The sequence below is a fragment of the Terriglobia bacterium genome, assembly GCA_020073085.1.
Taxonomy (GTDB): Bacteria; Acidobacteriota; Terriglobia; order JAIQFV01; family JAIQFV01; genus JAIQFV01.
On sequence record JAIQFV010000001.1, the window covers coordinates 454,285 to 470,358 of the forward strand.

The 16,074-nt window shown below is 56.9% G+C and carries 14 protein-coding genes; 13 read left to right on the forward strand and 1 reads right to left on the reverse strand.

Annotation, left to right across the window (positions count from 1 at the left end; genetic code table 11):
• The first annotated feature begins 240 nt into the window (after window positions 1-240).
• Window positions 241-1,170: a UDP-3-O-acyl-N-acetylglucosamine deacetylase gene (lpxC, locus tag LAO21_01805; protein ID MBZ5551425.1), complete on the forward strand. Its 930-nt coding sequence runs from the start codon at window positions 241-243 to the stop codon at window positions 1,168-1,170.
• Between the two features lie 169 nt (window positions 1,171-1,339).
• Entirely contained in the window at window positions 1,340-2,605 is a 1,266-nt protein-coding gene (locus tag LAO21_01810) for a Glu/Leu/Phe/Val dehydrogenase (GenBank protein ID MBZ5551426.1), read from the forward strand.
• A gap of 281 nt (window positions 2,606-2,886) precedes the next feature.
• Here LAO21_01810 and LAO21_01815 read toward each other — a convergent pair whose 3' ends face one another.
• A complete protein-coding gene (locus LAO21_01815; GenBank protein ID MBZ5551427.1) occupies window positions 2,887-3,588 on the reverse strand; it encodes an OmpA family protein in 702 nt (233 codons plus the stop codon).
• A 333-nt stretch (window positions 3,589-3,921) separates the two neighbouring features.
• On the opposite strand from LAO21_01815, the gene uvrC reads away from it, so the two are divergent.
• The 11 genes from uvrC to lpxD all read left to right on the forward strand — a co-directional run bounded on the left by uvrC (window position 3,922) and on the right by lpxD (window position 16,065).
• Complete coding sequence (gene uvrC, locus LAO21_01820) at window positions 3,922-5,724, forward strand: excinuclease ABC subunit UvrC (GenBank protein ID MBZ5551428.1); 1,803 nt, start codon at window positions 3,922-3,924, stop codon at window positions 5,722-5,724.
• Window positions 5,725-5,800: 76 nt separating this feature from the next.
• Window positions 5,801-6,163 carry a cupin domain-containing protein gene (locus LAO21_01825; GenBank protein MBZ5551429.1) on the forward strand — a complete coding sequence of 121 codons (363 nt, stop codon included), beginning with the start codon at window positions 5,801-5,803 and terminating at the stop codon, window positions 6,161-6,163.
• A 561-nt stretch (window positions 6,164-6,724) separates the two neighbouring features.
• Window positions 6,725-8,182 carry a pyridoxal-phosphate dependent enzyme gene (locus tag LAO21_01830; GenBank protein ID MBZ5551430.1) on the forward strand — a complete coding sequence of 486 codons (1,458 nt, stop codon included), beginning with the start codon at window positions 6,725-6,727 and terminating at the stop codon, window positions 8,180-8,182.
• 95 nt (window positions 8,183-8,277) lie between these two features.
• Window positions 8,278-9,258, forward strand: coding sequence for an aspartate carbamoyltransferase (locus LAO21_01835; protein MBZ5551431.1), 981 nt, complete (start codon window positions 8,278-8,280; stop codon window positions 9,256-9,258).
• Between the two features lie 248 nt (window positions 9,259-9,506).
• Window positions 9,507-10,487 carry an ornithine carbamoyltransferase gene (locus tag LAO21_01840; protein MBZ5551432.1) on the forward strand — a complete coding sequence of 327 codons (981 nt, stop codon included), beginning with the start codon at window positions 9,507-9,509 and terminating at the stop codon, window positions 10,485-10,487.
• Window positions 10,488-10,565: 78 nt separating this feature from the next.
• Entirely contained in the window at window positions 10,566-11,585 is a 1,020-nt protein-coding gene (gene arcC / locus LAO21_01845; GenBank protein ID MBZ5551433.1) for a carbamate kinase, read from the forward strand.
• Between the two features lie 230 nt (window positions 11,586-11,815).
• Complete coding sequence (gene thrC / locus LAO21_01850; protein ID MBZ5551434.1) at window positions 11,816-13,048, forward strand: threonine synthase; 1,233 nt, start codon at window positions 11,816-11,818, stop codon at window positions 13,046-13,048.
• Window positions 13,049-13,337: 289 nt separating this feature from the next.
• Window positions 13,338-13,835, forward strand: coding sequence for a hypothetical protein (locus LAO21_01855; GenBank protein MBZ5551435.1), 498 nt, complete (start codon window positions 13,338-13,340; stop codon window positions 13,833-13,835).
• A gap of 9 nt (window positions 13,836-13,844) precedes the next feature.
• Window positions 13,845-14,153, forward strand: a complete 309-nt coding sequence (locus tag LAO21_01860; GenBank protein ID MBZ5551436.1) for a DUF84 family protein — start codon at window positions 13,845-13,847, stop codon at window positions 14,151-14,153.
• Between the two features lie 12 nt (window positions 14,154-14,165).
• Entirely contained in the window at window positions 14,166-14,738 is a 573-nt protein-coding gene (locus LAO21_01865) for a thymidine kinase (protein ID MBZ5551437.1), read from the forward strand.
• Window positions 14,739-14,952: 214 nt separating this feature from the next.
• A complete protein-coding gene (gene lpxD, locus LAO21_01870; protein ID MBZ5551438.1) occupies window positions 14,953-16,065 on the forward strand; it encodes a UDP-3-O-(3-hydroxymyristoyl)glucosamine N-acyltransferase in 1,113 nt (370 codons plus the stop codon).
• Window positions 16,066-16,074: the final 9 nt, after the last annotated feature.

The window sequence follows — 16,074 nt, forward strand, 5'->3', positions numbered from 1 at the left end:
ATCGGGAGATCGTTCATTCGTCCCGTTTTAGCCTCGCCACGTTGTGAAAACGTGTTCAGTTAACAACAGCCTCAATCTGCTCTCTCGCCCCGAGAATCGACAACCGACTTTAAATCAAAAGGATAGACGTTCTGCGATCGGATGGCCAGAGAGTTGCTCTCCCTTTACATGATTGGGAGTGTCACCACCAGACAAGGGCACGGCCCATCTCATATCTGAACGTCAGGAGAATTCGTTTTGTTGCAGTTACAAACGACGTTGCGTTCTTCTTCAGAGCTTTCAGGGATAGGCTTACATACCGGTCAAAAAGTTACCCTTCGCCTTCTGCCGGCTCCGGTGGACACGGGTATTGTCTTCCAGCGTACCGATCTTGACAATTTTATTATAGAGGCCTCAGCGACCAATGTGGCTAAGGTGAGCTATGCGACCACCCTCATGAAGAAAGGTGTATTGATTTACACGGTCGAGCATGTGCTCTCCGCTTTGCATGGTTGCGGCGTTACAAACGCCATAGTGGCGATTGACAACCTGGAAACCCCGATCCTGGACGGGAGCGCGCGCCTGTATATGGAAGCGATCGATTCCGCCGGGATCACATTTCAAGACCGGCCACAGCGGTTTCTTAAGATCAGGCGGGAATTTCAATTAAGAGACGGCCAGAAGATGATTTCGATCGCTCCCGCCAACGAATTTCACCTCTGCTATGACATCGATTTCACTCATCCCCTGATTGGCCGGCAGCACTTTGAGTGTACGATGAACCCTCGGAGCTACCGCACTGAGGTCGGCATTGCGCGGACCTTTGGTTTCTATGATGAGGTGGAAATGCTGCGACGCAATGGATTGATCCGCGGAGGGTCTCTCGAGAATGCGATCGTGCTGACGCGCGACGGGATGATGAACGAAGCGATTCTGCAGTTTAAGGACGAATTTGTCCGGCACAAGGTACTCGACCTGATTGGCGACCTGGCTCTGCTGGGTTCCCCCATGCTGGCTCGCGTAAACGCCCAACGGGCGGGCCACGCCCTGCACACCGCCCTGGTGTCAAGGATCCTTAAAGATCGCGCCCTGTGGGAGCTGGTAGAGCGCGGAGCCAGCGACGTAGCCGCTGCTGCCGGCACAATGTGGAAGAACCGGGATCAAGGCGACCCAGCCCCTGCTCTTTTCTGAAACGAACGTATTCCACCCTCCCTTTTCCCTTCCTGTTGGGAATTGTGTCACCCCCCGCGTGGAGGTGGGACATTGGTCCCGCCCAGGGCCGATTCCCCTTGATAACGCAGGTGCATTTCAATATACTTTTTGAACACTTAATGTCTCAAATTTCATGGTGGGGGCTGAAATGACAGCAATCCTGCAAGATAAAGAGACGAACCCGTTTGAATCCATGATGTCGCGGTTCGACATCGCCGCTGAAAAACTGCAATTGGATCCGGGCCTTTATCAGATTCTCCGAACTCCCGACCGGGAGATCACGGTGTCCATTCCCATTATGATGGACAATGGCAAATTAAAGGTATTTACGGGGTATCGCGTGCAGCACAACATTGCGCGCGGGCCGTGCAAGGGAGGCATCCGGTACGCCCCGAACGTTTCGCTGGATGAAGTTCGGGCCCTGGCCGCCTGGATGACTTGGAAGTGTGCTGTGGTGAACATTCCCTTTGGTGGAGCCAAGGGAGGCATTATCTGCGATCCTGCGCACATGAGCATGGGCGAGAAGGAAAAGATGACCCGCCGGTATACGGCCATGTTGATTGATGTCCTCGGTCCCGAGCGCGACGTCCCGGCACCGGATATGAATACCAACGAACAAGTCATGGCTTGGGTGATGGATACCTATTCCATGCATCAACGCCACACCGTCACGGGTGTCGTCACCGGCAAACCCATTGAATTGGGAGGATCCCAGGGCCGCCACGACGCGACAGGGCGCGGCGTCATGATCTGTTGCGACCAGGCCATCAAGCGGATCGGGATGAAGCGCGAAGACACCCGCGTGGCAGTTCAGGGATTTGGAAATGTGGGTTCCATTGGGGCCCGACTCCTGTTTGAGGCAGGATATCGAATCGTCGGTCTGTCCGATATCAATGGCGGGATTTTGAATGATAAAGGGATCGATGTACATGAGGCCATAAGGCACTACAAGGAAAGGCGGACGCTCGAGGCCCTGCCTGGAACGACCCCATGCACGAACGAGGCCCTGCTGGAAGCCAAGTGCGACATCCTGGTTCCGGCAGCCACCGAAAACCAAATCACCAGCCAGAACGCCGAAAAGCTCCATTGCAAGATCATCTGTGAGGGCGCCAATGGTCCAACCACGGCAGCCGCCGATGACATCCTCGAATCCAAGAAGATCTTTGTAATCCCCGACATCCTCGCGAACGCCGGGGGAGTCACCGTTTCCTATTTTGAGTGGGTGCAGGACCGGCAGGGCTACTTCTGGACCGAGGCAGTGGTGAATTCCGAATTAGAGCGGATCATGGTGGACAGCTTCAATGCGGTGGCCGCTTACGCAGACAAGCACAGGGTGAACATGCGGATTGCCTCTTATATGCTGGCAATCGACCGGGTTGCCTACACCACGAAGCTGCGCGGCATTTACGCATAGCCCCGGCTGCCCAGGGACATCCGAAGATTCAAAAAAAGGCGCTCCGTGAGACCAGCCTGATCTCACGGGGCGCCTTTATTATGCCGAGGGAAATGCTCCAAATGAAAGCCGGTGCCGCTTCCCTTTCAACCTTATAATTGAGCCCGTGAACAGCCCCGGGACGGTTGTTCAAATTTCTTCGTCCCCTGTAGCGAAGGCTCGAAGACCCGCTTGAATCTAAACCGCGACGTCGTGGCTCTCCTCCGCAATCCCGTTCGAGCAGACCGACTTTGAACAAGAACCTACACGGTGCTCCGAAGCAGCCGGACTTCAACGCGGCGATTGCGGGCGCGTCCTTCTTTCGTCTTATTGTCGTCCGCCGGCTTGGCTTCACCAATCCCAATAACGGATATCCGGAACAGTGGGATGTTGTGTTGGGTTGCCAGGTAACGCTTGACGTTCTCGGCGCGCTTTTCACTCAATTGCAGGTTGAATGAGTCACTCCCGCGGTCGTCGGTGAACCCTTCAATTTCGAGGATGTAACCCTTTTGGTCCTTGACCTTGGCGGCCATTGAATCCAATTTCTCTCTTGCTTCGTCGCTGAGCTCGAATTGACCGCTCTTGAAGGTGACCTCGGTTGATTCGGCAAGCTTGTAAGAGTCGATGTTGCCCAGTTTTGACTCGACATCTTTCACATTCTTTGCAATCTGGTCTGTTGCTGACTGGGCTGCCTCCGCCTTCTGGTTCGCCGTCGCTGCCTTGGAATCGGCGGCATCGGCTTTTGCAGTGGCTGCCTGAATGCCCGCTTGGGCACGGCTATCGACGTCGCGAATATCCTCAGTATTCTTCTTGGTGATGGATTCAATCTCTGCCACCTTGCCTGTCAACGGATCAATTTGTTGCTTAACGTATTTCTTGGTGGCACATCCGGTGACCGCCAAAACACCGACAGATGTGAGCAGCAGGATCGTGACACATCGCAACACCAACTTTGCACTCGACATAGAGTCTCCTTCTTCGTCCCTCTCAAGGTGATGATAAATAAGCACACAAAGGCTAACACAGGCCTCATGCGAATTGCAATAGGCATGGCTCCCCACGCGGGTTGCCGGCTTATCCTTCGTGGCGTAAATGCCCCCGTACCTTCCATCGAGAATCATTCCGGTACGACACTTGGTTTATGGAGGCGGGGTTCGAAACGGAAAACTCAAGCGAAGGATTGACGGCGAGCCATCCGATTTCCTCACCCACGGTGCTTTTCCCTTATAATAGCTCTCGTCCAGTCACGAGAAACACATATCCAGATCTGAAACCCGGATAGTTCAGGTATTCAAGCGATGATCCTCTCAGAAGAAATTCTCAGCAGTCTTCCCACGGAGCCGGGCGTGTACCTGTTTTTGAGCACAGCCGGTGAAATCATCTATGTGGGGAAGGCGAAATCGTTGCGCCAACGTGTCCGAAGTTACTTTCAGGAGTCGCGGGGCCGCGACGACAAGATCAGCCGTCTGGTCCAGGAGATTGCTGACCTTCGTACAGTTGTGGTCGACAACGAACATGAGGCCCTCGCCCTGGAGAACAACTTCATCAAGCAGAACAAGCCGCGCTACAACATTCTCCTGAGAGACGACAAGACCTATCCTTATCTTAAGCTGACGGTCCAAGAAAAATTCCCCCGGCTCATTTACACCCGCCGCCTCCGCCAGGATGGGGCTCAATATTTCGGGCCCTATTTCCCGGCCAGTCTGGGCATCCGTTCCAAGAGACTGGCCCATCAGTACTTCGGAATGCGATCCTGTTCCATCAACATCGACGAGGGCCTGCCGCGTCCCTGCCTTCAATACCACATCAAACGTTGTCTCGGCCCTTGTGTCGCCGAGCTCTGCTCCAAAGAGCGTTACGATGTTGCAGTCAATGACGTCAAAATGCTCCTGGAGGGACGCACTTCCAATCTCACGGAGCAGCTTCAATTGCGCATGGAGGAGGCGGCCCAGGAGGAGCGATTCGAGGCGGCGGCCAAGTACCGGGACCTGGCAGGGACGGTGGCGGAATTAGGGGAACGACAGAAGCTGGCCTCCACGCGGAGTGACGATCTTGATATTGTCGCCGTCCACGCGGAGCCGCCGCTGGCTGCGCTGAATCTTTTTCATATGCGGAGCGGGCGGGTCGTTGAACGACGCGAGTATTTTTGGGAAGAAGTCAGCCTCTATGACCCGGCCGAATTTCTAGGGGCGTTTCTCAAGCAGTTCTACCTGAACGAATCGTTCACGCCCGCCCAGATCTTTGTTCCCCTCGATTTTGAGGACCGCCCCGTACTTGAGGAGATCCTGAGCGAGAAACGCGGACGGAGGGTCGAAATCATCACCCCGCAGCGGGGCGCCAAGCGACAGTTCGTGGAGCTGGTCGAGCGCAATGCCAAGATCTCATTTGACCAGCGCTTTCGAACCCTGACGCCCTCCTCAAAAACCATCAGCACGGCATTGCAGGATGCCCTGGATTTGGAGACTTCCCCCCGGCGCATCGAGTGCTTTGACATTTCCAATATTCAAGGGACCGACAGTGTGGCTTCCTGCGTAGTCTGGGAAGATGGCCGGATGAAGAAAAGCGACTACCGGAAATTTCTCATCAAGACCGTCGTCGGCGCCGATGACTTCGCCTCCATGCGGGAAGTGGTGATGCGGCGTTACCGGCGCCTGCTGGATGAAAAGAAGAAACTGCCCGACCTGGTCCTTGTCGACGGCGGGCTGGGCCAGCTTCATGCCGCGGCAGCCGCATTGGATTCGCTGGACCTGGTCGCCCAGCCGCTGGCGGCCCTTGCCAAACGCGAGGAAATCATTTTCATTCGTGGCCGCGAGAACGAACCCGTGGCCCTGGAGAAAAGCAGTCCCGTCCTGCACCTGATCCAGCATATCCGGGACGAATCGCACCGGTTCGCCGTGTCGTTCCACCGGAAACGCCGGGCCGGGCGGACATTGTCGACGGAGCTGGTTGCCATCCCGGGAGTGGGGGCGAAGACCGCACAGCGGCTCTTGCGTGATTTCGGGAGTGTGGCCGAGATCAAGCAGTCGTCCTTTGAGGCGCTGAGCGGAGCGGTTGGACCCAAGCTCGCGAAGAAAGTTGTTGAGCATTTCCGGGGCCGGTGAGATTATTCCCCGAAATTCAGAAGGCCCAATCGCGCGGACTCGTGCGAGAACCTCGAAGGAGAGTTCAATTCATCCTATGGACATTCAGATCAAAAAGTGGACAGATATCGAAGTCGAGCAGCTGACTCCCCTGCTTACCCGGCAGATGATTTCGAGTGAACATCAGACCGTGGCCATCGTCCGACTCAGGAAGGGGTGCGTCGTGCCGCCGCATTCCCACGAGAGCGAACAAATCACGTCAATTCTCGAAGGAGCGCTGGAATTTGAGATCAACAACCAGACCATTGTGCTCCGGAAAGGGGAGTCGATGGTCATCCCTTCCAATGTCCCGCATGCCGCCAAGGCCCTGGAGGATACCGTTGACCTCGATATCTTCAGCCCGGTTCGATGGGACTGGGTGAACGGCACGGATGACTACATCCGGTCGGGAAACCGGTAAACCCGTCATCCGGAGCCGTTTTCTTTCTCCTGGATTGCCCATCCAGACAGACCAGGAATGAATGACCGGCCCGTGGACAAGATCATCTCCCATCCACTTTCGTTGGATGAATCAACGATTTCCTTCTGGCGAATTAGAGTTTTAGGTTTATGTTCAGGCAAGAAATTTGATATAGTTCACAGCCTTGATTTTCGAGGTTCGCCGTCTGAAATGCCAGAGAGGAAACTCCGGACGAAACGATTAACTGATCACCGACAACACGTCACCCTGGACAGAGCATTTGCCGACGAGTCATAAATCTGCCAGGGCCGCATTCCTCGCGTCTTTCATCGAACCGTAGCGCACAAGTCGGCATACCCTACGATCAGCAGTTAATCCGAACGGCAATCTCCTTCAATTTTCGCCCCTGCCCTGCGTTTGTCCAGGGGGCGAATGCTTTGAGCTCGGCGATCGTGCTCACCGGTAAGCAGCCGCTGCCTTGGATGGCACGGGGGCCGGGCGAATGAAGGTGTGAAAATGATAGTACCATTCTAATAGATAAATTCATCTTGGAGACTACCTATGTCGCAGATCATCCACAAACTCAATCCATCCGTCATTAAGAAAACAGCCGCCCGGTGCCGGGAGCGGAATGTCGTCATTCCCACCTTCGCGCAGATGAGAGATCCAAGCCTGATCCCCCAGGCGGTGCTGAAGAAACTTTCGAAAGTCGGACTGTGGGATGTCAATCCCCTCAACCTCTTCCGCATCACTTGGAAGAATGACATCAAATCCGGATTGTACGGCGGTGTAAATTCTCTTGAGATACCACGGGCGATCACAGGGGTGAAGGCGCGCATCATCGGACTGGTCGGCAAGTACTTTCCGACCGGTGCACACAAAGTGGGCGCGTCCTTTGGATGCCTGGTGCCGCGGCTGGTGAGCGGCGAATTCGACCCGGACAAAAACAAGGCCGTCTGGCCCTCGACGGGCAACTTTTGCCGAGGTGGTGCGTTCAACTCTGTGCTTCTTGGATGTACGGGAGTTGCCATTCTGCCGGAAGAAATGTCGAAGGAGCGCTTCACGTGGCTGAGGGAGATCGGCGCTGAGGTGATCGCCACACCGGGCTGCGAATCGAACGTGAAGGAGATCTACGACAAGTGCTGGGAATTGAAAAAGGATCCGTCAAACTTCATCTTCAACCAGTTCGAGGAGTTTGGCAACCCGATCTGGCATTATAATGTGACTGGTCCTGCAATCGAGGAAGTCTTCAACCGGTTGAAGCTCAAAGGGAAGCGCGCGGCAGCGTTCATCTCCGCGACCGGATCTGCCGGAACGATCGCTGCCGGCGACCACCTGAAGAAGCAGTTTCCCCACCTCAAGGTGGTTGCCACCGAAGCTCTTCAGTGCCCGACCCTGCTGATGAACGGATTCGGCGGACATCGCATCGAGGGGATTGGTGACAAGCACGTGCCGTGGGTGCACAACGTTCGAAATACCGATGCCGTAGCGGCGATCGACGATGAGGACTGCATGCGGGTTTTGCGCCTCTTCAATGAAGCCGCCGGCCGGAAATACCTGGAGGGCGAGGGGATCTCCGACGCCGAGGGGGGCATGCTGCCTCTGCTGGGCATCTCGTCGATCGGAAACCTGCTCGCGTCCATCAAAACGGCGAAATATTTCGAGCTCGATGAGCAGGATGTTGTCTTTACGATCTTTACCGACTCGGTCGAGCTGTATGGTTCCCGTCTCAAGGAGCTCGAACACGAACGCGGAAAGTATTCGACGATGGATGCGGCAAAGGACCACACCGCCTCCATTCTGCACCAGGGCATCGATCACTACAAGGAACTGACACACTACGAACGAAAGGCGATCCACAACCTCAAGTACTTCACCTGGGTCGAACAGCAGGGGAAAACCGTGGAGGAGCTGGATGCGCAGTGGAATCCGGACTACTGGCGGAAGCTGCTGGAAGACGAAGTGGTGGAGTTTGACAAGCTGATCAATGAGTTCAACGTCACGGTCGGCCGTGCGTGATGGCAGGGCTGCCTTCGTTTCACGGGCTGGATCGGTGAAAGGAAGGGCGGCTCAGCTGAAAGCGAGATTCACTCAAACACAAGGAGACATTCACCATGCGTAGTTTTATCGGTCGCGATATCCTGTCGCTGAAGGAATTCGAGCGGAGCGAGTTCTTGCGCATCTTTGAAATCGCGGAACGTCTGGAGCCCATCGCGCGCGATCGCCGCAACAGCGACCTGCTCAAGAACAAAACGCTCGTGACGGCGTTCTACCAGCCCAGCACGCGCACCCGTCTTTCCCACGAAGCCGCCATGCACCGCCTCGGCGGGCACGTGACCGGCTTTTCAGACGCGAAGATGACTCGGGCCGGCGATTATTATCAGGAGAGCATCAAGGACACCGTTAAGATGCTTGAGTTCTACGGCGATGTGATCGCCATGCGCCATTTCCAGAAAGGGGCGCCCCAGGAAGCTGCCAAATGGTCCTCTGTACCGGTCATCAATGGAGGCGATGGCTGGGGCGAACACCCCACCCAGATTCTCACCGACCTCTACACCGTTCTGCGCGAACGCGGCCGGATCGACGGCTTGCGGTGGCTCGCCCTGGGGGATATGCGAATGCGCACGATGCACTCGCTCGGATATGCGCTGACCCAGTTCGATTGCCCGGTCACCTTCGTCGGCCCCCCCGCGAATGCGCTCTTCCCCACCTCTCCCGATATGCGAATGCCGGAGGAATACAAGGCGGATTTTCGACAGTACGGTCTGAACTTCAGCGAAGCCGAGCACGTCGAGCAAGCCATTGCGAATGCCGATGTGATTCTGGTCGAGCCGGTGATTCAGGCCGATTATTCACAGTCGCGACAGGAGGCCCCCAAGGAAAGGCCGCTCACGCCGTCGAATTTCAAGATCACCCGCGAACTGTTGGTGAGCAAGGCGAAGAGCGATATGGTGTTGCTCCACTCGCTCCCCCGCATGGACGAGATTCCGCCGGATGTGGACATCACCCGCTGGTCGCGTTACTGGCAGGAGGCATTCTACGGCGTCGTCCTGAAAATGGGGTTGTTCGCGCTCGTCCTGGGCGCTGTCGAATAATCCCCAGCTGGTTTGTTGAATAGTTGAATAGTTGCAAAGACGGGGCGCTTCCATGGCAAAGATCCAACGATTTGAAGATTTGAAGAGTTGGCGAAAGGCCCGTCAGTGGGCTCATGCAATCTACGATCTTACCGAACCAGCTCGCTTCGCCAAGGACTTCCGTTTACGGGATTAGATTCAGGCTGCGGCGGGTTCCGTGATGCATAACATCGCACCATCAAACCAAACAGGAAAGGGAAACAGCAATCATGCAGACATACTTACACGGTCGCGATCTGATCGGAGATCTTGATTTCAGCCGGGAAGAGGTTGAAACGGTGCTTGAGGTCGCCTTCGACCTGAAACGCAAACGCGCCCTGAATGAACCGCACGCACTTCTCCGCGACAAAGTGCTTGCCATGATGTTCTTTTTCTCCAGTACTCGCACGCGCGGATCGTTCGAAGCCGGGATGGCGCAACTCGGAGGGCATGGCGCCTTCATTGAATCGCGCTCGACGCAGATTGCGCACGGTGACACCCCCAAGGAAATCGGCGAGATTTTCGGCCGCTACTTCGACGGGATCGCGATTCGCCACGTCGATTGGAAGCTCGGCAACAAGTATATCAACGAGGTGGCGAAGCATTCCCGCGTCCCGGTACTGAACATGCAGTGCGACATCTACCACCCGTTCCAAATTCTGGCTGACCTGATGACGGTCATCGAGAAGAAGGGACGCGATTTGCGCCGGAGAAAGATGGTGGTCTCGTGGGCGTTTGCCTCGTCGTACCAGAAGCCGATGTCAGTCCCGCAGTCGCTCATCCTGCAAATGCCGCGTTTCGGACTGGATGTCGTTCTGGCGCATCCCCCGGAGTTCAAGCTGATGCCCGAGATCATGGACCAGGCCCGAGAGCAGGCCAGGAAGTTCGGGTCGGGATTCGAGGTCGTCGACGATATGGATGCGGCGTTCAAAGACGCTGATGTCGTGTATGCCAAGTCCTGGGGCGCCATGGTGCACACGTCGGACGAGAAGGAAGGCGCCCGGATTATCAGCAAGTACTCGTCGTGGATTACGGATGAACGGCGATTGAAGCTGGCGAAACCGGACGCGATCTACATGCACCCCCTTCCCGCCGACCGCAACATTGAAGTGACGGACGGGGTCATGGATGGGCCCAACTCGGTGGTGTACGACGAAGCCGAAAACCGCATGCACGTTCAAAAAGCGGCGATGGCGCTGACCATGAGCTAGACGGTCCGAGCGTCGCGGGATTCAGGGGTTCGATTTTTCAACCACGACCCCTGCGACAGAAGGAGGCCAATGAGAGCGATGAAAAAGAGAATCGTCAGGAAGATCAGCCGGCCAGCCGCGAAAAAACCGGCCCGGAGTGCACTGAAACGCAAGCTCGCGGTCATCGCGATCGGCGGCAACTCACTGATCAAGGATTCGCATCATCAGACGGTGGAGGATCAGGAAAGCGCGCTACGGGAAACCGCACGTCACATCGCCGATATGATCGAACAGGGTTGGGATGTTGCGATCGGCCATGGCAACGGACCGCAGGTCGGCTTCATTCTCCGCCGTTCCGAAATCGCAGCCAAAGTCGAGGGGATGCACGAGGTTCCGTTGGATGTGTGTGGCGCCGATACGCAGGGCGCGATCGGATACGAGCTCCAGCAGGCCCTGCAGAACGAGTTGCATCACCGGAGGATCAAAAAGAATTGTGCGACGATCATTACCCAGGTCCTGGTGAATCAACACGACGCCGCCTTCAGCCATCCCTCCAAGCCCATCGGCGGCTTTATGGATCAGCCCGAGGCGATGCGGCGGAAGGACACGATGGGGTGGAGCGTCGTCGAGGATGCAGGACGGGGCTGGCGGCGCGTCGTTCCTTCCCCTCTCCCGGAAGAAATTGTCGAGCTCGAGACCATCCAGGCCGTCCTCAACCAGGGGATCATCGTCATTACGGTCGGGGGCGGCGGCATACCCGTCGTTGATGTCGGGAGCGGCGAATATCGCGGCACGGCAGCAGTCATCGATAAGGATCTCGCGAGCAGTCTGCTGGCACGCGAGGTCAAAGCGGATTTGTTCCTGATTGCGACGGCTGTTGAAAAGGTGGCCATCCACTTCGGCAAACCGAATCAGCAGTGGCTTGACCGGATGACCATGGCCGAAGCGAAACGGTACCTGGCCGAAGGGACGCATTTTGCCAAGGGCTCGATGGCGCCCAAGATTGAGGCAATCCTGTTGTTTCTTGAAGCGGGCGGCAAACACGCGATCATCACGAATCCGGAAAATATCGGCCGCGCCCTGCGGGGTGAAACTGGCACGCACATTCTCCGCGGCTAGGTTCTTTCTGTACGCATCCCGCATGACATATTCAGGGTGCGGCGGGATCGATGGAACCCTGCCGGGGGACTCCGCGAATCCCCTCCTTTCTCTGAGATCCCATCGCCCTCGACCTCGCTTCTCACGAAGCGAAAGTTGGATCCCGGAATCAGGTGCCCGCCCCCCCTGGATCCGCACACCCAGGACTATGCTTTCCACCGGAAACCTGCAACCTGAATCAGGAGATTCTGATGAACTATCATTTTAAATGCATCCTCTGCGGCTCCGAATACGACCCCGGGACCACGCGCTACGTGTGTCCGAAACACGGCGACGATGGCATACTCGATACGATTTTCGATTACCGTGAAATCAACCAATTGACTTCGCCTCGTGCGATCTCCAGTTCGGCCGATTTTTCGGTGTGGCGATACGCGCCGCTGCTGCCGCTCGACAACGCCCGGGAGTCTGCGCCCCCCGTTCACGTCGGTTGGACGCCCCTCTATCGTTCGACGACCCTGGGCCCGCACCTGGGATTGAGCCATTTGCATTTCAAGGACGACGGCCGCAATCCGACGGCCTCGTTCAAAGATCGGGCGAGTGCGGTCGTTGTCGCCAGGGCGCGTGAACTGGGGGTCTCCATGATGACGACCGCGAGTACCGGAAACGCAGGGGCAGCACTCGCCGGTCTGGCCGCCGCAGCGAAGATGCCGTCAGTGATTTTTGTGCCCCAAACCGCTCCCCCGGCGAAAATCGCGCAACTGCTGATTTTCGGAGCGCGGGTCCTCCTGGTCAAAGGAACTTACGACCAGGCCTTTGATCTCTGTCTGGAGGCGTCGAAAGAATTCGGGTGGTATTGCCGGAACACGGCGTTCAATCCGTATACGGTGGAAGGAAAGAAGACTGCGTCCCTCGAACTGTGCGAACAACTCGGATGGAAGGCCCCCGACGCTGTCCTGGTTTCAGTCGGCGACGGTAATGTCATCAGCGGCCTGTGGAAGGGACTGCGCGATTTGCTCATGCTCGGATGGATCGATACGATGCCGAGGCTGCTGGGCATCCAGGCGGAGGGCTCGGCGGCATGCTACAATGCCTGGAAAGCTGGAACGGAAACCATCACCCCGGTGAACGCGCAGACGGTCGCCGATTCCATTAGTGCCGATCTGCCCCGCGATGGCGTGCGTGCCGTGCGTGCCGTGCGTGAGACCCGAGGCGCCTACCTTACCGTGACCGACGATGAAATTCTCGCGGCGATCCCGGAACTCGCGCGGGGCGAGGCTATCTTTTGCGAGCCGGCCGCGTCGGCCGTCTATGCCGGACTGAAAAAAGCAGTCCAGCAGGAACTTGTGAAATCGGATGAGACGATCGTGTGCCTGTTGACCGGAAATGGCTTGAAAGATATCTCGAGCGCAATGAAGGTCGCAGGCGCTGGAACGATCATCGAGCCCACCCTCGGAGCGGTCAAGCAATTGGTCATCGGTTGATCGAGATTCCGGAATGGGCGATCGACCCGGGTGAGGACGACTCGTGGGCCAATGAGGCGTCGAAGTGATCAGTTCCTATTCATCACCTGGCTGCGCAATGCAATCAGCGAGTTGGACTTCGCAAAGATCCACACGAGGGCGACTGCAAGGGCCGCCAGGAGAATCCATTCCCCCACCGGTATCCGTCGAACTTCCAGTTTACAGAAACAATGCACTTCAGTATTCTAAAGGGGGCCAAAAATCCATTGCCTGGTGATGTAACCCTTTCGCAACCGTCCGACACACCCTGATGCTTGCTTACCTGTCCGGCTCAATTGAAAACTCACCCGATGGTGGCCGTGCCTGGCGTGCTGCACTAAAGCCGTTTCTCGCCGGGACGCTCCGGCACGAGGTGTATGATCCCGCCGAGGCGATTCCACAGCTGCTGGGCGCAGAGACCTATGAATCGTTTCGTGCGTGGAAGACCAGCGATCCCGATCGGTTTCGGGCCACGGTGCGTCGAATCATCGCACATGACCTGGAGGTTTTGACCAACCGGGCGAGCTATGTTATCTGCAATTGGGATGAGCACGTCCACAAAGGAGGAGGCACCCAGGGAGAACTGACGGTGGCGTTCCACCGGGCCATTCCGGTCTATCTGGTCAGCCACCTCCCGTTGGAGGGTATCAGTGGTTGGATCCTCGGTTGTGCAGAGTTGATCCTCCCGAATTTTTCTGAATTGCGGAGGTTTTTGCAGAAGAAGTACGGGGAGCCCGCTCTTGATCTGAAAGAGTTTTCCAATCCATGAAGAGGCTTTCTGATCATCCGGGGAAATGAAGGCCGGCATTGCTTTCTCCAAAACTGGGCTTACGTGAGCGACGGCACCCGCGGAGCGTTCGGCGCCAGTGGAATGATTGTCCTTCCCACCCCCATCGCCCGTGAAGTGGTTGACGCACGACGCGAGCTGGGGGAGGTGATCGACGAATTTTCGAACCGTCGCGATGTCCGCAGCAATGAAGGGACCTGGGGGATCCTGACCCGCGATTTGATCTCACGCAAAGACGCCTTCAAAATAGCATTGCTGAATGCATTTGCGCCGTTTTATAATCCGCGCGCCTATCCATGAGAGGCTTCCTCAATGAACGTCACCAAAGGAAATATCGGCTGGATTGAAGTCATTTGCGGGTGCATGTTTTCAGGCAAGAGCGAGGAATTGATTCGAAGGCTTCGCCGCGCTGAGATTGCCCAGCAACGCGTCCAAATTTTCAAGCCGAAGATCGATGCGCGTTACAGCGAAGAGCATATTTACTCCCACAGTGACGTGAGGATCCGGGCCGAACTCGTGAGCGATGCCAAGGAGATTCTTCAAAGGACGGATGCCAGAACTGAAGTCGTGGGAATCGACGAAGGACAGTTCCTGGGCGATGACCTGCCCCGCGCCGCCGATACGCTGGCCGATATGGGCAAACGAGTCATCGTGGCGGGGCTGGATACCGACTATCTCGGCAAACCGTTCGAGCCGATGCCGGTTTTGATGGCCATCGCCGAGGAGGTCACCAAGACGCTGGCCATTTGCATGCGGTGCGGAAACCCCGCGATGCACACGCAGCGGTTGATTGAGAGCGATGAGCGCGTGGTGGTGGGCGCCAAGGGGATGTACGAGGCCCGATGCCGGCGGTGTTTCGAACCCGGTGTCGCCAAGAAGAAATAGCACGTTCCAGGAAGGCCCGCTCCAAGAGGCGGGCAGGATTCACAAACGCGATGGGTTTGGGAGTCTTTGAACGATTCTTCTGTTTCTGTGTATTGCCGTGCGGCGGCATGACTTTTCCTCCCGATCCACTCTCTCATCCCATCGATCCTGCGTGGGCGTGACCTTCATCAGTTCTCAATCGAATCTCCAACGAATTTGAGAGGTCCCGGTGAGAATGACAGTCAGAGAGCTCGCGGTGCGATTGGCTGGAAAACTTCTGGGGCCGGCCTCCCTTACGGTGGATGGCGTTTCGTCGCTGGAGAATCCCAAACCCGGCACTGTGGTGTGGGCCGATTCAGACAAGAATCTGGCCCGAGCCCTCAAAGGAACGGCGGGGGCGATCATCCTGGCCGAATCTTTGACGGACAAGGTTCCCCCTTCTTCGAAATCGGACCAAATGCCGAAGGCCCTCATCCTGGTTCCCAATCCCCGGCTGGCCTTTGCACAGACCGTCGCTTTGTTTCATCCCCGCCGGATGATTTGTCATGGAATTGATGCAACGGCTCGCATTGCCTCGACGGCCCGACTGGGGCCCGACGTGGCGATCGGCGCCCACGTGGTCATTGATGAGGCGGCCTCCATTGGCCCGCGATGTGAGATAGGGGCAGGAACCTTCGTGGGAGCAGACGTGCGCATTGGAGAAGAGTGCCGGATCTTCCCCGGCGTGATCCTTTACCACGACGTCACCCTCGGCGCGCGATGCATGGTGCATGCCGGCGCGGTCATCGGCAGCGATGGGTTCGGATTCGTTCCGAATGAAGGACGGTACGAAAAATTTCCCCAAGTGGGGACTGTGATGATTGGCGATGACGTGGAAATTGGCGCGAACACGACGATCGACCGCGGGGCGCTCGATGCCACTCGCATCGGCCGCGGGACCAAAATCGATAATCTGGTCCAGATCGCCCACAACGTGGAAATCGGCGAAGATGTGGTGATCGCCGCGCAGACCGGGATTTCAGGTGGAACCGTGATTGAAGATCACTGTGTCATCGGCGGCCAGGTCGGCATGGGGGACCATGCCCGGGTCAAACGCGGGGCCGTGGTGGGAAGCAAAGGCGGCATCCTGCCCGGCAAGATCATCCGTGAAGGACAGGTCGTCTGGGGAATTCCAGCCATCCCGCTCGACGAGTACAAGGTGATCAACGCCCTCTGGCGAGGACTGCCAAAACTCAAGAAAGACGTTGACGCGCTGAAGGCGGCCCGGACCGCGACCTCGAAGCCGAAGAAAGTCAGGAAGTCTTCCTCCCGTCCCCGATCCGGGCTTTCCGATTCCCGGAAACGTTAGACCTCATTT